Below are 17,322 nucleotides of genomic sequence, written 5' to 3' on the forward strand. Positions count from 1 at the left end.
TCTGACGTGGGTGTCACTTCAGCGGATCGTGTCCCCAGTTCATCAGCGAGTAGCGCCACCGCGAGTGCTCCACGTCCTTCGAGGGGCCCTGGGCGCGGTGTCGGTGCACGTATCCGACGACCTTGCGCATCGCGGCGACGTCGTCGTCCGTGAGATCGGACTTCTTCGTGTCCAGGATCGTGGTGATGCGCCGCCCCATCTCGTGCCCCGTGGACTCACCGTCCTTCGAGTCACCGACGGACCGGGACTCGTCGGTCGTCAGCCAGTCCTCGAGTTCCTTTCGCGTCATGGTGACCGCGTCCTTCCAGTCGTCCCACACGTCGTCCACCGTCTCGTTCCTCTGTGTCATGGCGCATCGCGTTCCCCGGAAGCGAGGGCGACAATCACGATCTGTCGGCGCACCGACGAGACGGATGGACACCCGATGTGATCGCGCCCGCGTACCGCGCCCGTGCGACCATCTGCCGATGAGTGTGTTGGTGTGCTTTCATGCCCATCCCGACGACGAGGTGTTCGGCACCGGCGGGATCATGCGGTCGGCGGCCGACGCCGGCCACCGAGTGGTGCTGGTGACGGCGACGGACGGTGCGCTCGGTGAGGTGCCCGAAGGCCTGTTGACCGAGGGCGAGTCGCTGCACGATCGTCGGCAGCGCGAGCTGGAGCGATCGGCCGAGGTGCTGGGTGCGCAGCGTGTGGTCCTGCTGGGATACGCGGACTCGGGGATGGCCGGGACCGAGGGCAACACGAACCCGCACGCCTTCGCCAACGTGGATGTCGAGGAGGCCGCTCGGCGGCTCGCGGACGTTCTCGTCGAGGAGCAGGCCCGTGTCCTGACAGTCTACGACTCGCACGGTGGTTACGGCCATCCCGACCACGTGCAGGTGCACCACGTGGGGGTGCGCGCCGCGGCCATCGCCGAGGTGCCGTTCGTCTACGAGGCGACGATGAACCGTGACCGCATGCGCGAGATGATGACGGCGAACCCCAACTGGGATCCGAGCGAGAACGAGGACGCCTCGCAGCTCGACATCGAGGCGTTCGGCCTGCCCGAGTCGGAACTCACCACCGCGGTGGACGTGTCCGGTGTTCTGGCCGCCAAGCGTGCGGCGATGGTGGTGCACGAGTCGCAGATCGGTGACTTCGGCCCGTTCATCCCCATGTCGGACGAGGATCTCGCGTCCGCGTTCGGCACCGAGTGGTTCCGACGCATCGTGCCCCCGGTCGAGGCGCCCGACGCCGTGCGTGAGACCGCCCTGCCCCTGTAGTCCGGTGTTCCGGGGACGGTTTGACGGCGGGAGCGCAGGGTAGCCCGGAGTATGAGCCTCGCCACAGGAGATGTCGGAGTACGCCTCACGGTCAACGGCGAGGAGCACCGGATCGAGTGCGACGTCCGGACGACCCTCCTCGACGCGCTCCGTGAACGGCTCGGGCTGACCGGGTCGAAGAAGGGATGCGACCGCGGCCAGTGCGGGTCGTGCACGGTGCTGTCCGGTGGTCGGCGCGTGGTCAGTTGCCTGACGCTGGCCGTCGCGGCGCAGGACGACGAGATCACCACCGTCGAGGGGCTCGCCGACGGCGAGGACCTGCATCCTGTGCAGGCGTCGTTCCTCGCGCACGACGCGTTCCAGTGCGGTTACTGCACCCCCGGTCAGATCTGCTCCGCCGTCGCTGTGCTCGACGAGGTGAAGAACGGATGGCCCAGCGCCGTCACCGAGGACCTCGACAGCGTGCCGACGGCCTCGGACGCGGAGATCCGTGAACGGATGAGCGGCAACATCTGTCGGTGCGGCGCCTATCCCAACATCGTCGATGCCGTGCGAGAGAACGTCGACGGCAGATCTGATCGGACGATGGAGACGGGCGCGGAACAGTGAGAACCTTTGCGTACGACCGTGCCGCCGACGCGTCGACCATCGCGTCCGCACTCGCCGAGGGGTCCACCCGCGTGCTGGCCGGCGGAACCAACCTCGTGGATCTGATGAAGCTGGGAATCGAGACCCCGGACCGGCTCGTCGACATCACGGGTCTGGCCGTGGCGGACATCGAGTGGAACGACGGCAGTGGCGGCGGGGCGCCGGGTCTGCGCGTCGGGGCCCTCGTTCGCAACAGCGATCTGGCCGCCGACCCCGTCGTGCGTTCGCAGTTCCCCGTCCTGTCGCGCGCCGTGCTCTCGGGTGCGTCCGGTCAACTGCGGAACATGGCGACCACAGGCGGGAACCTGTTCCAGCGCACCCGCTGTCCGTACTTCATGAACGTCGACACCGCGTGCAACAAGCGCGAACCGGGCTCCGGCTGCTCGGCCTTGGACGGCGATCGGCGCAACGCCGCGGTGCTGGGCGCATCGCAGCACTGCATCGCCACCCATCCCTCGGACATGGCCGTGGGTCTCGCGGTGCTCGATCCCACTGTCACCGTCGTCGGGACCGACGGAGTGCGCGAGATCCGGTTCGCCGATCTGCATCGGCTTCCCGAGTCCGCACCCGAACGCGATTCGACTCTGCGACAGGACGAGTGGGTGACACATCTCGACATACCGCCGCTTCCACCCGGTGCGCGCTCGACCTACCGGAAGGTGCGGGACCGTGCGTCCTACGCCTTCGCGAGGGTGTCCGTCGCCGCCGTCGTGGTCGTGGAGAACGGGGTGTTCACCACGGCGCGCATCGCGCTCGGCGGAGCTGCCCACAAGCCGTGGCGGGCCACAGTAGCGGAGTCCGAGCTGCTCGGGGCGATCCCGTCCCGGAGCGGCGTGATCGCTGCGATGGAGCACGAGCTCGCGGCGGCACACACGTTCCCCGACAACGACTACAAGCTGTCGCTCCTCGCGTCGACGGTGGCCTCCACCGTGATGTCCCTCGCCGACGCGGCCGCAGACGAGGCGGCCACCCGATGACCGTCACGGGAACACCGGTCGCGCGGCTCGAGGGCCGCGACAAGGTCACCGGAGCCGCTCGGTACGCGGCGGAGTACCGGGACGTCGGCGGAGAACCGGCCCACGCGGCGATCGTCGGCGCCGCCGTTCCGGCGGGGCGCGTGCTGGACGTGGACCGCGCCTCGGCGCTGACGCTTCCGGGTGTCCTCGCCGTGCTGTGGCACGGCAATGCCCCGACGATCGGGTCCGCCGGGGACGGCGAGTTGCAGGTGCTCCAGTCCGACGTCGTCGCCTACCGCGGGCAGATCGTCGCCGTGGTCGTGGCGGAGACGTCGGAGCAGGCGACGTACGCGGCCTCCGTTCTGGACGTCACGTACGAGAGTCGACAGTGCGACAACGAATTACGGGAGCATCACCCCGGCATCTACGCACCCGAGCAGGTGAACGCGGGCTTCGACACCGATGTCGTCACCGGGGAACCGGAGCGGCGCTTCGAGGAGTCTGCGGTGTGCGTCGACGTCCGCTACACGACGCCGCCCGAACACAATGCGCCCATGGAACCGCACGCGTCGATCGCCGCGTGGAGCGAGGACGGGTCGACCCTCACGGTCTGGGACTCGACGCAGGCGCCGTCCGGAGTGGCCGGAGATCTCGCCGATCTCTTCGGCGTCGACTCGGACGCCGTGCGCGTCATCGCCCGGCACGTGGGCGGCGGCTTCGGATCGAAGGGGAGCACCCGACCGAACGCTGTCGTGGCTGCCATGGCGTCGTCCGTCGTGGGTCGGCCGGTCTCGTTCCCGGTCCCACGTCGGTCGACCTTCGACTTCGTCGGCTACCGGACGCCGACGATCCAACGGGTCCGACTGTCCGCGGACGCGAACGGCTCGATGACGGCGTTGCTGCACGATTCGCTCCAGCAGACCTCCACCGTGATGGAGTACGTGGAGCAGACCTCCGAGGGCAGTCGCCACGTGTACGACATCGACGACGTCTCGACCACGCACCGCGCGGTCGCACTGGACGTCGGGACACCACGCTGGATGCGCGCTCCCGGTGAGGCGCCCGGCATGTTCGCCCTCGAGTGCGCGGTCGACGAACTGGCCCACGCGCTCGGAACGGACCCCGTCGAGTTGCGGCTGCGGAACGAGCCGTCGGTCGACCCCGCGGACGGGCACCCCTACAGCTCGCGGACCGTCCGCGCCGTGTTCGAGGAGGGCGCGCGACGCTTCGGCTGGTCCGGGCGCGACCCGCGGCCCGCGGTGCGCCGCGAGGGGCGCACCCTCGTCGGCACCGGTGTCGCGATGGCGACCTACCCCGCGATGACATCGCCGAGCACGGCGCGGGCGACCGTCCGCGACGACGGGACGGTCGACGTGTCCGTCGCCGCGTCGGACATCGGTACCGGCGCCCGAACGGTGCTCGCCCAGATCGCAGCCGACGCGCTGGAGGTCGCGCTGGACCGGGTCCACATCCACGTCGGGGACAGTGCGCTGCCCACCGCGCCCGGCGCGGGCGGGTCCTCGGGCACGTCGTCGTGGGGCTGGGCGGTGACCAAGGCCTGTCGTGCGCTGCGCTCGGACGGAGACCTCTCACCGGGTGCGACAGCCACCGCGGACACCACCGACGACCTCGAGGAGCGTGCGGCGCTGGCGCGGCAGGCGTTCGGCGCCCATTTCGCCGAGGTGCACGTCGACGTCGACACGGGGGAGGTCCGGGTGACGCGGATGCTGGGCGTCTTCTCCGTGGGGCGCGTACTGAATCCTCGGCTGGCGCGCTCACAGCTCCTGGGCGGCATGGTGTTCGGTATCGGCATGGCACTCATGGAGGAGGGCATCGTGGATCGTCGGCACGGCGGCTTCCTCAACGCCGACCTCGCGGAGTACCACCTGCCGGTGGACGCCGACGTCGCGGACATCGAGGCGATCTGGGTCGAGGAGCACGACGACGATCTGAATCCGATGGGCAGCAAGGGGATCGGTGAGATCGGCATCGTGGGGTCGCCCGCCGCCATCGCCAACGCGGTGTTCCACGCGTGCGGTGTCCGGGTGCGAGACCTGCCCATCACTCTCGACACCCTGATCGAGCGGATGGACCCCGCGCTGCGCCTGTGACCGCCCGGTCAGCCCAGCAGATCGTCCAGGCGCTCGTAGCCCTCGCGCATGCCCTTCTCCATCCCGCTCGCCGCCATCGAGTCCCGCGCCTCCATCGTCGGGTACACCGAGTGGCCCTCCAGCCGGCAGCGGTCACCCAGGTCGACGAACGTGAGGAACTCGATGCTCACCACGTCGGGGAAGCCCTCGTACTCGAAGGTCTGCACGGCCAACTCGTCCGTCCGCACCGTGTGGAACACGCCGTGGAAGGCGTACTCCGCACCACCGGGATCACGGTGGACGTAGCGGTACCGGCCACCGCTGCGGAAGTCGTACTCCTCGACCGACATCTCGTAGCCGGCGGGACCGAGCCAGCGGGCCACCAGTTCGGGCTCCGCGTGGGCCCGGAAGACCGCGGACACGGGTGCGTCGAACTGGCGCCGGACATCGATGAACGGCAGACCTGCCGGTGAGTGGATGTGCAGAGCCCTGTCGCCGGTTCCGGTCATCGTGGTCTCCTCGATCTCGGGTGGCGGGGAGGTCCAGTGTGAATCAGTGCTGGTGGTCGGTCGTGTGGATTCGAGAAGAACGGAAGGTGGTAGACACATCGGGACATGATCGCCGGTTCCACCGCGGCGAGGGTGTCTGCCATCACACTGCCGCGACAGCTCGGGGGACCCACGTGCGCATCGCTCTGCTGTCCTACCGGAGCAAGCCCCACGTCGGCGGTCAGGGTGTCTACGTCGCGCGTCTGAGCCGAGCGCTGGTGGACGAGGGGCACGAGGTGGAGGTGTTCTCCGGTCAGCCGTATCCCGATCTCGACCCGCGGGTGCGGCTCACCCGGGTACCGAGCCTCGACCTCTATCGGGACGACGATCCGTTCCGGACCCCGCGGCCCTCCGAGATCCGCGACCTGGTCGACGTGTCCGAGGTGCTGACCATGTGGACGGCCGGGTTCCCGGAGCCCCGCACGTTCGGGGCACGCGCCGCTCGTCTGCTGCGCGCGCGAGCCGACGAGTTCGACGTGGTGCACGACAACCAGTCGCTGAGCTACGGACTTCTGCGCATCCCGTTGCCGCTCGTGGCCACCATTCATCACCCCATCACCCGCGACCGCGCCCTCGACCTCGCGGCGGCGCCGTGGCGACGACGGATCACCGTGCGGCGCTGGTACGGCTTCCTCACCATGCAGCGGCGGGTGGCGCGCCGGATCCCGCGGTTGCTGACCGTGTCCCGCTCGTCCGCGGTGGATATCGTGGGCGCCTTCGGTGTCGCTCCGGGTGCGGTGACGGTGGTGCCGCTCGGGGTCGACACCACCGTGTTCACCCCCGGCGCGGCGCCGCGAGTGTCCGGCCGCATCGTCGCGGTCGCGAGTGCCGACGTCGCACTCAAGGGCGTGCGGCACCTCCTCGAGGCGGTCGCCAAGATCCGCACCGAGCGGGAGGTCGAACTCGAACTGGTGTCGAAGGTGGACCCGGCAGGGCCGACCCGGACGTTGATCGACGATCTCGGAATCGACGACATCGTGCGGACGCGGAGCGGTCTCGACGACGCCGAGCTGGCCCGCGTGCTGGCGTCGGCCGACGTGGCCTGCGTGCCGTCGCTGTACGAGGGCTTCTCGCTCCCGACCATCGAGGCCATGGCCTGCGCGACCCCCCTGGTGGTGAGCCGCACCGGGGCGATCCCCGAGGTCGTGGGGCCCGACGGGCTCTGCGCCGATCTGGTGCCCCCCGGTGACAGCGATGCCCTGGCGCGGGCATTGATGCGCGCGCTGGACGACGAGCCCCGCCGACGCGCCATGGGCGAGCGCGGGCGGGAACGAGCCACGCAGACCTACGGCTGGCCGGCGGTGGCCGCCGCCACCGTCGCGGAGTACGAGAAGGCGATCGCCGATCGCCGTGGACGAGGGAATCGAGAGACGACATGCTGACGATGGACTTCGACCGGCTCGGCTTCGGTGCGGGCGATCGCGTCATCGACATCGGGTGCGGCCAGGGGCGTCACTCCTACGAGTTGTACCGCCGCGGGGCCCACGTCACCGCCTTCGACCAGAACGCGGACGAACTCGACGAGGTCAAGGTCATGTTCGGCGCGATGGCCGAGGAGAAGCAGGTACCGGAGTCCGCCACGGCGGAGACGGTCGTCGGCGACGCGCTGTCCCTGCCGTTCCCGGACGAGTGGTTCGACGGGGTGATCGTGTCCGAGATGCTCGAGCACGTGCCGGACGATGCGTCGGCCATCGCCGAGATCGCTCGCGTGGTGCGCCCCGGCGGCACGGTGGCGGTGAGTGTGCCGCGCTGGTTACCCGAGCGGGTCTGCTGGTCTCTCTCCGACGAGTACCACGCGAACGAGGGCGGCCACGTGCGGATCTACCGTGCGAGTGACTTGGCGGCGTCGCTCACCGCGGCAGGCCTCGAGGTCACGCACACCCACCACGCGCACGCACTGCACGCTCCGTACTGGTGGCTCAAGTGCGCGGTCGGGGTGCGGAACGATGATCACCCGCTCGTGCGCGGCTATCACTCGATGTTGGTGTGGGACATGATGAAGGCCCCGCGTACCACCCGAGTGCTCGAGCAGGTCCTGAATCCCGTCATCGGCAAGTCCGTGGTGATCTATCTGCGCAAGCCGCAGACCGGGATCGGCGGACCGGGGGCCGGGCGTGGCGCTCACTGATCACGTGACGCCGTCGGTTCCGGGAATCCTGTCCGCCGAGCAGTGTCTCGCCAGTGCGCGCAGCATCGCCGCCGTCCAGGTCCGATCCGGGGCGATTCCGTGGTCCGAGGGCGGGCACCTCGACCCGTGGGACCACGTCGAATCGGCGATGGCGCTCAGTGCGGCGGGCCTCGTCGAGGAGGCGGACGCCGCGTACGAGTGGTCGCGGCGCACGCAGCGCAGTGACGGCACCTGGCCGATCCGGCTGCGCGGCGACGTCGTGGAGGACGCCGGCGCCGACACCAACTTCTGCGCGTACATCGCGGTGGGAGTGTGGCACCACTTCCTCGTCACCGGCGACGACAACTTCGCCCTCGCCCTGTGGCCCACCGTGCGCCGCGCCGTCGACTTCGTCCTCGGCCTGCAGACCGACCGCGGCGAGATCGCCTGGGCCGCAGGGCCGAACGGATCACGTGCCGAGGCGCTGCTCACCGGGAACGCCAGCATCCACCACAGTCTGCGGTGCGCGTTGGCACTCGCGGCGTACATCGGCGACCCGCAGCCGGACTGGGAGGTCGCCGTCGGCCGGCTGGGTCATGTTCTGCGGCATCATCTCTCGGCTTTCACGCCGAAGCCGTCGTACTCCATGGACTGGTACTACCCGATCCTGGGCGGCGCCGTGCGCGGCCCGGCGGCCGGGCGGCGCATCGACGACCGGTGGTCGGACTTCGTCGTGGAGGGGCTCGGTATCCGCTGTGTCGACGATCGGCCTTGGGTCACCGGTGCCGAGACGTGTGAACTGGTCCTGACTCTCGACGCGATGGACCGGGTCGACGTGGCCACGGACCTGCTCGGAAACATGCAGCACCTGCGGGAGGACGACGGGTCGTACTGGACCGGGCTGGTCTACGCGGACGGCAAGCGGTGGCCCGTCGAGAGGACGACGTGGACCACCGGAGCCATGATCCTGGCGGCCGACGCCCTGTCCCGGTCCAGTGCCGGATCCGGAATCTTCCGAGGAGACGATCTGCCCGTCGGACTCTCCGGTGCGCATCGCAGCTGCGGCTGCGCGGGGGAGTTCTACCCGGCGAGCGTGCCCGGCTGACCCGAGGTCCGCACCAGGACGCGCAGTGAGCCGATCACGCGGTTCTCGGTGAACATGCCGCTGTCGAGGGCGCGCCGGTAGATGCGGTACGGGGCCTGCCCGCCGTCCGCCGGATCCGGGAACACGTCGTGGATGAGCAGGGCGCCTCCGACCGCGACCCACGGTGCCCACCCCTGGAAATCGACGGTGGCCGCCTCGTCGGTGTGACCGCCGTCGATGAACAACACGTCGACAGGGTGCTTCCACAGTGCGGCGACGTCGCCGGAACGGCCGACGACGGCGACGACGACGTCCTCGAGGCCCGCCCCCGCCAGGGTGCGCCGGAATCGTCCGAGAGTGTCCAACGCACCGGTGGCGGGGTCGACGAGCGTGGTGTCGTGGTACTCCCAGCCGACCTGGTGCTCTTCGGATCCGTGGTGGTGGTCGACGGTGACCACACGGCCGCCCGTGGCGCGTGCCGCGGCGCCGAGGTACACGGTCGACTTGCCGCAGTAGGTGCCGATCTCCACCACCACGCCGTCGCCCAGGAACTCGGCGGTGGCGTCGAAGAGTGCGAGTCCCTCGTCGGCGGGCATGAATCCTGTTGCCGCTTCCGCGAACTCGCGCAGGTCGGCGGGCATGACGGGACGTGCGGGGGTGTCGGTCACACGGGCGAGCCTAGCTGGTCGAACACCTTGCCCGGGTTGAGGATGCCCTGCGGATCGAGTGCTCCCTTGACCGCGCGGTGCATGGCGAGGACCACCGGATCGAGCTCCTGGACGAGTCCGTGCATCTTGAGCAGGCCGACACCGTGCTCGCCGGTGACCGTGCCACCGAGGGCGAGCGCGGCGTCGATGATCTCGGCGAACGCCGCCTGCGAGCGAGCTCGGGCGGCGTCGTCTCCCGGGGGTGTGATGAGCAGGGGATGCAGGTTGCCGTCGCCGGCGTGGGCGATGTTGGCGATGACGACGTCGTGGGCGATGCCGATCTTCTCGATCCGCGAGAGCATCTCCGGGACATGCCGTTTGGGGACGCACACGTCCTCGGTGAGCACCGGGCCCAGTCGTTCCATGGCCGGGTAGGCCAGGCGCCGCGCCGCGAAGAGCGCGTCCGCCTCCTCCTGATCGGTGGACACCGCCGACCAGGTGGCGCCGCCCTCGTCGAAGCAGGCGAGCATTTTCTCCGCCTCCTGGTCACCGATCTGCCCGGGGGTGTCCACGCGGCCGAGCAGCACCACTTCGGCGTCGACGGACAGTCCCATGTTCTTCCACGCGTCCACCGCGAGGAGGCACTGTTTGTCCACCAGTTCCAGAGCGGAGGGGGTGAGCCCGGCGGCGGCGACGGCGGCGACCGCTCGGCCCGCGTCGACGATCGAGTCGAAGTAGCCGGCGACGGTCCGTTGCGGGTCCTGCAGGGGGCGCAGTTTGACGGTGATCTCGGTGATGACGCCGAGTGTTCCTTCCGAGCCGACCATCAGTCCGGCGAGGTCGTACCCCGCGACGCCCTTCGCGGTGCGTCGGCCGAGTCGGACCTTCTCACCGGTGCCCGTGACCACCTCCATGCCCATGACGTAGTCGCGGGTCACGCCGTACTTGACGCAGCACAGGCCGCCGGCGTTGGTGGCGACGTTGCCGCCGATGGTCGACCACGGCGAACTCGCCGGATCCGGTGGGTACCAGAGGCCGACCTCCGCGACGGCAGCGCGCAGATCGTCGTTGATCACGCCCGGTTGCACGACGGCGTACCGCTCGAGGTGATCGATCTCGGTGATCGCGGTCATGCGGTCGAGAGCGAGGACGATGCACCCCGCGGTGGCGTTCGCACCCCCGGAGAGCCCTGTTCCGGCGCCGCGGGTCACGACGGCGGTGCCGTGGTCGAGGCACGCCCGTACCGTTGCCTGGACCTCGTCGGCCGTGGCGGGACGCACCACCGCGAGAGGGGTCGCGGACGGCGCCCACTCGGCCTCGTCGTGCTGGTAGGACGCCATGACGTCGGGATCGAGCACCACCCGATCGGCGGGGAGTACGGCGAGCAGGGCATCGACGATCATCGGTCGAGCGTAGCGCCGGGCGACCGTCCTCCGACCGGATCCCGCCCCCCTCTTCGGAGGGTGGTGGGAGTGGTTCAGGTCACATACGTTCCTCCTCGAGTCCGACGATTCGGACGATCCTCACCTCGGATGGAGAACCATGACCACAGTTTCGCCGGACGACGCGACGGCGCGCGCCACCTCGGCACCGCCCGTCGCGGCATCGCCCGCCACGAGCGTCCGCAAGGTGGCCGTCGCCAGCGGTATCGGAACGACCATCGAGTTCTACGACTTCTTCATCTACGGCACCGCGGCCGCGCTGGTGTTCCCGACGGTGTTCTTCCCGGCACTGGGATCGACGGCCGGCACCGTGGCCTCCTTCGCCACCTTCGCCGTCGCCTTCATCGCGCGCCCCGCGGGCGCCGTGCTGTTCGGCCACTTCGGCGACCGCATCGGTCGCAAGAAGACGCTGATCTCGACGCTGCTGCTGATGGGTGTCTCCACCTTCGTCATCGGGCTGCTCCCCGGTGCCGCGACCATCGGCGTCGCCGCACCGATCATCCTGGTGGTGTTGCGATTCGGGCAGGGCTTCGCCGTCGGCGGCGAGTGGGCGGGAGCGACGCTGCTGACCGCCGAGTACGCGCCGGCGAAGCGGCGCGGCTTCTACGGCATGTTCCCGCAGCTCGGTCCGGCCGCCGCCTTCATCCTCTCCAGCGCGACGTTCCTGGTGACCGGCGCCGTGTTCGGCGACACCAACGACACGTTCCTGGACTACGGCTGGCGGATCCCGTTCCTCTTCAGCGCCGTGCTGGTGCTGATCGGTCTCTACATGCGCCTGGCGATCGAGGAGACGCCGGTGTTCAAGGCCGATCAGGCCGCCGCAGCGGCGACGCCGTCCGCTCCCACCCGGCTCCCGGTGCTCGAGGCGTGGCACGTGCAGAAGCGCGAGGTGCTGCTCGCGGCCGGCGCGCTGGCGTCGCTGTTCTCGCTCTTCTACATGGGCACCGCGTATCTCACGAGCTACGGCACGAAGACCCTCGGCTTCGACCGGCCGTTCGTGCTGTGGACCGGGATCGTCGGCGCGGTGATCTTCGGCATCACCATCGCGTTGTCGGCCACCTTCTCGGACCGGGTGGGTCGGCGCAAGGTCATCATGGTCTCCTGCGCGGTGGCCGTTCCGTGGTCGCTCGCCCTGTTCCCGATCCTCGACTCGGGTTCGAGTACGGCGTACGTGATCGCGATGTGCGTGACCCTGTCCATCTTCGGTATCGCCTACGGCCCCACCGGTGCGCTGCTGCCCGAGCTCTTCCAGACCCGATTCCGGTACACCGGTGCCGGTCTCGGCTACAACCTCGCCGGCGTCCTGGGCGGTGCGATCCCGCCGCTGCTGGCCGCGCCCTTGACGGCGGAGTTCGGCAGTATCGCCGTGGGCGTCATGCTGGCGCTCCTGTCGGTGCTCAGTCTGGTCTGCACGCGAGCGCTGGTGGAGACGAAGAACAACGACCTGACCTGACCCCATGACGACGAATCCGGTGCAGAGATCCGCGTTCACCGCGGATGTCTGCACCGGATCTCGTGTGCATGGAGGCTAGCGAGTGCCGCCCTCGGCGTACTCGGCGATCGCGTCGATGTTCGTCGAGTCGATGAAGGCCGGGCCGGTCAGGACCGGCGTACCGCCGCCGATGGTGTTGCCGTTGTTCAGGTACAGCCACAGCGAGTCGACGGCCAGGTAGCCCTGGAGGTACGGCTGCTGATCGACGGCCCACGCGACGTCGCCGCTCTGGATGGCCTCGACGAGTGCGGCGTTGGTGTCGAAGGTGACCACCGTGGCCTCGGAGTTCGCGTTCGCCTTGGACTGCACCGCGGTCAGTGCGATGGGAGCGCCGAGGGCGACGATGTGGTCGATGGTCGGATCCTGCTGCAGCTTGGCCGTGATGGTGGCCTCGACGGACGGCATGTCCTTGCTGTTGACGTTCAGGATCTCGGTGGAACCACCGGTGAAGCCCTGCGACACACCGGCGCAACGGGATTCGAGGGCGACCTGGCCCTGCTCCTGGATGATGCAGAGGGTCTTCTTCGCACCCTCGGTGGTCAGACGCGCACCGACCGCCTGGCCGGCGATGGTCTCGTCCTGGCCGAAGTACTGCTGGACGCCCTGGTCCTTCCACGCGTCGTAGCCGGAGTTGAAGGCGACGACCGGGATGCCGGCGGCCGTGGCGGCCTCGACGGCGGGTGCCATGGCGTCGGGCTTGGCCAGTGTGACCGCGATGCCGTCGACGTCGGAGTCGATGGCGCTCTGCACCAGGTTGGCCTGGTTCGGTGCCTCGGGATCGGCCGAGTAGCGCAGCTCGATGTTGTCCTTGGCCGCAGCCGCCTCGGCGCCCTTGCGGATGAGGTCCCAGAACGTGTCACCGGGAACCTCGTGCGTGATCATCGCGATCGTGGCGCGCGGGGTGTCGGCCGTGCCGGCGTTGCCGCCGCCGTCACCGGAGGACTCCGGTGCGCCGCCCGAACTGGAGCAGCCCGCTGCCAGGCTGACGCTCAGTGCCACGCCGAGAGCGACAGCAGTGCCCCGACGGGTGAAATGACGTGTCATTCGGTCTCTTTCTCGAACGCCGACGAGAGAACAACGCGGCGACATGCTGGGTACGACTGGAATGGATCGAGCCGGTGACCTGTTCGGTCACGGCCCGACATATGTGTAATCCACATCACAAGGGAAGTCAATAGTTTGTTCGGACAATACGTCCGCAGCGAGGCGAGCCGTCAGGATCCAGGCCCGGCCGCGATCATCGCCAGGACGGCCGGGCGATCGAGCTTGCCGCGGGCCGTGCGGGGGAGTGCCGGCACCGTGACCACGCGGGTGGGCATCGCGGGTGCCTCGAGGTGCGCGCGCAGATGACGCCGTAGGGCGGTGCGGTCGACCGGCTCCGAGACGGTGATCGCCGCGACCGGGACGTGCCCCATCCTCGGATCCGGTTCGCCCACACAGGCCGCGTCGAGCACGCCGGGAAACCCGCGCAGGGCGGTCTCCACATCGAGTGGCTCCACCTTGAGGCCGCCGCGCACGATCGTGTCGGAACTGCGGCCCGCGAGAAACAGCCACCCGCCGCGGATCTCGCCCCGATCACCCACGCTCGTCCACCCGTCCACCGGCCCGTCGGACGGTTCCGCGTGACCCGGGTGGGTCAGGTATCCGTCGAACAGCATGTCGCTGTGCACGCTGACCACGCCGTCCACGGTTCTCGTGCGGACACCCGAGACGAGCCGCCCGGCGGAGCCGTCGGGAACCGGTTCGGTGGAGGAGTCCACGGCCACCAACGACAGTTCCGAGGCGCCGTAGAAGTGCACGAGCCGAGCGCCGGGAACGCGAGCGAACAGGGCGTCGCGACCGGAGCGCGGCCAGAAAGCACCCGAGGACAACACCTCCCGGACCTGCGCGAGCCGCGGTCGGGTGGACACGGCGATGTCGTGCGCGAGGGTGGGCACGGTGTAGATGTGCGTCGGGTCGACGTCTTTCGCAGCGGACCACGACTCGAGGGGCCGTAGGTCCACGGCAGCACCTCGCGTGAGCGCGTGCACCAGTCCGTAGAGGAAGTGGGTGTGGTCCAGGACGCCCGGTGCGGCCACCCGGGAGTGCCGGTCCACGGTGAACTCCTCGTCGGACCGATCGAGCGTGCGCGACCACGACCGCCGCGAGCGGACGAACAGCTTGGGGGTGCCCGACGTGCCGGACGTCAACCCCGCCAACAATTCTCCGGCCTCGTCCGGTGCCGGGAGGGGTACCGCGGGCGCGGCCGCGAGGTCCTCGGGCGAGGTGAGCGTGCCGGTGACGCCGAGTCGGCGCAGCCGGGTCCGTCCGCGCTCGGTGGCGATCACCGCAGCGGGGCGACCGATCTCGAGAACCGATGCGAGGTGGTCGGGAAGCAGGTGGCGGTGCAGGAGCACGAGCGAGCAACCCGCGCGGATCGCACCGAGAACCGTGACGACGGAACCGAGATCGGACGCAGGGAGGACGGCCACTCGCTCCGCGCCGACCAGGCGTGCGGCGACGCGTCCCGAGCGATCCCACATCTCGCGGTAGGTGAGGCTGCCGTCCGCGGCGACGACCGCGAGCGAGTCCGGACGATCACGGGCGCGACGACCGATGCGCTGGTCGATCGAGTCCGTGGTCACGCGTCCTCGTCCCGGTCGTCGTCCACACCGCGGGCGACGAGACTGTCTCCCAACGCGTCCGCGGTCCGCAGCGCACGGACCACCACGGGTGTCGCGAGCGCGGTCATCGACCACTGCAGTCCGCGGGCCTTCCGCGCGTCGGAGACCTCGTGCACGATGCCGGTGAGGAGGGGGACGAGCCGGATCGTCAGTGCCAACAGCAATCCGATGCGGTCGGGGTCGACGCCGAAGCGCCGCAACGGTTCCAGGACCCGTCCGCACACGTCGAGCATCGCGGTCACCCGAGTGGTGAGGGTGACCAGACTCGCCGCGGCCACCGTGACGACGAGGATCCCGCACACGACCACGGCGCGGGCCGGGGTCGTGATGATCACCTGGAACACCGCGATGATCGCGATCATCCAGAAGAGCGGCCGGATCTGCGCGAGGGCGGTCCGCGGGCCGATGCCGCCGATCCCGAAGAGAACGGCGACCACGCCGGCAGCGACCGCGACATCGACCGGCCGGCGCACGAGGGCGATGACCGCGATGACGCCGACCATGAGGAGAAGAAGTTTCCACCCGGCCGGAAGCCGGTGCAGGAGCGAGTGACCGGGGCGGTAGAGGCCGATCATTCGAGCAGCGCCTCGTACGCGGGCAGGGCGTCGGCGGGCCGTCCGTCGTGGGCGACCCGAGCGTCGTGGATCACGATGACGCGATCGAAGTTCGTCAGGAGATCGAGGTGGTGCGTCACCACGACGACCTGTTGCTCGAGAGTGTCGAACACCGCACCGACCTTGCGGGAGTTGCGGAGATCGAGAAGCGTGGTGGGTTCGTCGGCCACCAGGACCTCGGGTCGGCGGATCAGCACCGCGCCGATCGCCAACATCTGCTTCTGTCCGCCGGACAACAGGTGCGCGGGATGATCGGCGTGACCGGCCAGCCCGAAACGGTCGAGCATGTCGGCGACGCGGCCGGACACCTCCTCCTTCGACGCCCCGGTGCGGCGCAGGGAGAACGCCAGATCCTCGGCGACGGTCGGCATCACGATCTGGTTGTCCGGGTCCGTGAACACGAACCCGACCTTCCGTCGCACCTGTCCACCCTTGCGCGCGACGTTCAGGCCGTCGACGGTGACGGTGCCGGAACTCGGCGACACCAGACCGTTGATCATGCGGGCCAATGTCGACTTCCCGGAGCCGTTGGATCCGACGATGCCGACGCGGTGTTCGGTGATCTCGAGGTCGATGTCGCGCAGCACGGGCCGATCGCCGTATCCGTGCGAGACGTGATCGAACCGGATCACGCTCATGCTCCGACTCGTTCCACGAGCATGGCGATGCCCTGACCGCCGCCGATGGCGCACACCGCCAGACCGAGAGCAGGGGAGTCGGTCGCGGTCATCTGCCCAGCCAACCGGACGAGGAGAATCGCTCCGGAGGCGCCCCACGGGTGCCCGAGCGCGATGGCACCTCCGTGCGGGCACACGATGTCCGGATCGATGCCCAGCCGGTCGACGGCCGCCAGGGCCACCGACGCGAAGGCCTCGGTGATCTCGACGATGCCGACGTCGGACAGAGCCGCTCCGCAACGGTCGAGGACGGCGCGGACCGCGGGCACGGGGGACAGTCCGGGGAGTGCGGGATCCGTCCCGGCGACGGCCCAGCCGAGTACCCGAAGGGCAGGGCCGTCGGCCCGGTCCGCGGTCGTCACGGCGAGCACGGCCGCGCCGTCGGAGATGCCGCACGAGTTGCCCGCGGTGGCGGTGCCCTCGGGGGAGAACGCCGGGCGCAGCCTGCTCAGACGCGCCGCGGTGAGTCCGCTGCGCACCCGCTCGTCCCGGTCGATCCCGGCGACGGTGACGATCTCCGCCGAGAAGTCCGTCTGCGACGCGAGTCGGTGCGAGCGTTCGGCGTACGCGTCCTGTCGTGCCCGGTCGATGCCGAGGGTGCGGGCGAGATCGTCCGCGGCCGTGCCCATGTCGGGGTCCGGATGACCGCGCGGGGTGAACGGTGCGCGCGTGTACCGCTGCGGACCCGCGTCGCCGACCGGGGCGTGGAAGCGCCACGGGGCCGTGCTCGCCGATTCGACTCCCCCCGCGAGGATCAGGGCGTCGTCACCCGCGCGGACACGGGACGAGGCCACGGCCACGGCGTCGAGGCCCGAACCGCACTGGCGGTCGACCGTCACGCCGGGGACGTGGTGACCGAGACCGGCCTGCAGCGCAGCGACCCGAGCGAGGTCGCCGCCGGGACCGAGGCAGTTGCCCAGGACCACGTCGTCGATGCGCCCGAGATGCTGCACCCGGCGAGCGACGTCGGCGATGACGGGTGCCGCGAGATCGGCGGCCGTCAGGTCGGCGAACGCATGCCCCGCCGTGCCGATCGCCGTCCGCCTTCCCGCCAGCAGGATCGGATCGCGCGGGGACGAGCGCACCATG

General features: G+C 69.8%; 17 protein-coding genes. 8 read left to right on the top strand and 9 right to left on the bottom strand.

All coding sequences use genetic code 11. From position 1 onward, the window contains the following. Positions 1-13: 13 nt before the first annotated feature. Entirely contained in the window at positions 14-349 is a 336-nt protein-coding gene (locus tag JOE30_RS10970; protein ID WP_204866653.1) for a DUF3140 domain-containing protein, read from the bottom strand. 118 nt (positions 350-467) lie between these two features. Between JOE30_RS10970 and JOE30_RS10975 the strand changes: the two genes are divergently transcribed. From JOE30_RS10975 to JOE30_RS10990, 4 genes are read left to right on the top strand one after another with little or no spacing between them, the layout of a single operon-like run. Next, a complete protein-coding gene (locus tag JOE30_RS10975) occupies positions 468-1,265 on the top strand; it encodes a PIG-L family deacetylase (protein WP_204866655.1) in 798 nt (265 codons plus the stop codon). A 51-nt stretch (positions 1,266-1,316) separates the two neighbouring features. Beyond that, positions 1,317-1,874: a 2Fe-2S iron-sulfur cluster-binding protein gene (locus tag JOE30_RS10980; protein WP_204866657.1), complete on the top strand. Its 558-nt coding sequence runs from the start codon at positions 1,317-1,319 to the stop codon at positions 1,872-1,874. Next, a complete protein-coding gene (locus JOE30_RS10985; protein WP_204866659.1) occupies positions 1,871-2,890 on the top strand; it encodes a xanthine dehydrogenase family protein subunit M in 1,020 nt (339 codons plus the stop codon). The genes JOE30_RS10980 and JOE30_RS10985 overlap by 4 nt, the downstream gene beginning before the upstream one ends. Next, the gene (locus JOE30_RS10990) at positions 2,887-4,980 is read left to right on the top strand and encodes a xanthine dehydrogenase family protein molybdopterin-binding subunit (protein WP_204866661.1); all 2,094 of its coding nucleotides are present in this window, start codon (positions 2,887-2,889) and stop codon (positions 4,978-4,980) included. Before JOE30_RS10985 ends, JOE30_RS10990 begins: the two co-directional genes overlap by 4 nt. An 8-nt stretch (positions 4,981-4,988) precedes the next feature. On the opposite strand, the gene JOE30_RS10995 is transcribed toward JOE30_RS10990, so the two are convergent. After that, positions 4,989-5,468 (bottom strand): SRPBCC family protein, encoded by a 480-nt coding sequence (locus JOE30_RS10995; protein WP_204866662.1) that lies wholly within the window; start codon positions 5,466-5,468, stop codon positions 4,989-4,991. 173 nt (positions 5,469-5,641) lie between these two features. On the opposite strand from JOE30_RS10995, the gene JOE30_RS11000 reads away from it, so the two are divergent. Genes JOE30_RS11000 through JOE30_RS11010 form a run of 3 tightly spaced genes read left to right on the top strand, consistent with a single transcriptional unit; the run spans position 5,642 to position 8,719 of the window. Then, positions 5,642-6,889 (top strand): glycosyltransferase family 4 protein, encoded by a 1,248-nt coding sequence (locus tag JOE30_RS11000; protein WP_204866663.1) that lies wholly within the window; start codon positions 5,642-5,644, stop codon positions 6,887-6,889. Then, the gene (locus JOE30_RS11005; protein WP_204866664.1) at positions 6,883-7,635 is read left to right on the top strand and encodes a class I SAM-dependent methyltransferase; all 753 of its coding nucleotides are present in this window, start codon (positions 6,883-6,885) and stop codon (positions 7,633-7,635) included. The genes JOE30_RS11000 and JOE30_RS11005 overlap by 7 nt, the downstream gene beginning before the upstream one ends. After that, positions 7,622-8,719, top strand: coding sequence for a prenyltransferase (locus JOE30_RS11010; protein WP_307806141.1), 1,098 nt, complete (start codon positions 7,622-7,624; stop codon positions 8,717-8,719). Before JOE30_RS11005 ends, JOE30_RS11010 begins: the two co-directional genes overlap by 14 nt. Here JOE30_RS11010 and JOE30_RS11015 read toward each other — a convergent pair. After that, positions 8,695-9,339, bottom strand: coding sequence for a class I SAM-dependent methyltransferase (locus JOE30_RS11015; RefSeq protein ID WP_204870283.1), 645 nt, complete (start codon positions 9,337-9,339; stop codon positions 8,695-8,697). The genes JOE30_RS11010 and JOE30_RS11015 overlap by 25 nt on opposite strands. 23 nt (positions 9,340-9,362) lie before the next feature. Continuing rightward, positions 9,363-10,748 (bottom strand): FAD-binding oxidoreductase, encoded by a 1,386-nt coding sequence (locus tag JOE30_RS11020; RefSeq protein WP_204866665.1) that lies wholly within the window; start codon positions 10,746-10,748, stop codon positions 9,363-9,365. A 139-nt stretch (positions 10,749-10,887) separates the two neighbouring features. Here JOE30_RS11020 and JOE30_RS11025 point away from each other — a divergent pair, with 139 nt between their 5' ends. Beyond that, the gene (locus JOE30_RS11025; protein ID WP_204866666.1) at positions 10,888-12,240 is read left to right on the top strand and encodes an MFS transporter; all 1,353 of its coding nucleotides are present in this window, start codon (positions 10,888-10,890) and stop codon (positions 12,238-12,240) included. 75 nt (positions 12,241-12,315) lie between these two features. On the opposite strand, the gene JOE30_RS11030 is transcribed toward JOE30_RS11025, so the two are convergent. The 5 genes from JOE30_RS11030 to JOE30_RS11050 form a co-directional block, all read right to left on the bottom strand. After that, entirely contained in the window at positions 12,316-13,323 is a 1,008-nt protein-coding gene (locus JOE30_RS11030; RefSeq protein WP_204866667.1) for a substrate-binding domain-containing protein, read from the bottom strand. Between the two features lie 170 nt (positions 13,324-13,493). Continuing rightward, on the bottom strand, positions 13,494-14,903 hold the full coding sequence (locus tag JOE30_RS11035) for a class I adenylate-forming enzyme family protein (protein WP_204866668.1): 1,410 nt from the start codon (positions 14,901-14,903) through the stop codon (positions 13,494-13,496). Continuing rightward, a complete protein-coding gene (locus tag JOE30_RS11040; protein WP_204866670.1) occupies positions 14,900-15,517 on the bottom strand; it encodes an energy-coupling factor transporter transmembrane protein EcfT in 618 nt (205 codons plus the stop codon). The genes JOE30_RS11035 and JOE30_RS11040 overlap by 4 nt, the downstream gene beginning before the upstream one ends. Next, the gene (locus tag JOE30_RS11045; RefSeq protein WP_204866671.1) at positions 15,514-16,194 is read right to left on the bottom strand and encodes an energy-coupling factor ABC transporter ATP-binding protein; all 681 of its coding nucleotides are present in this window, start codon (positions 16,192-16,194) and stop codon (positions 15,514-15,516) included. Before JOE30_RS11045 ends, JOE30_RS11040 begins: the two co-directional genes overlap by 4 nt. After that, positions 16,191-17,321 carry a thiolase family protein gene (locus JOE30_RS11050; protein WP_204866672.1) on the bottom strand — a complete coding sequence of 377 codons (1,131 nt, stop codon included), beginning with the start codon at positions 17,319-17,321 and terminating at the stop codon, positions 16,191-16,193. The genes JOE30_RS11045 and JOE30_RS11050 overlap by 4 nt, the downstream gene beginning before the upstream one ends. Position 17,322: the final 1 nt, after the last annotated feature.

Source organism: Rhodococcus sp. PvP016 (genome assembly GCF_017832185.1).
Classification (GTDB): Bacteria; Actinomycetota; Actinomycetes; order Mycobacteriales; family Mycobacteriaceae; genus Rhodococcoides.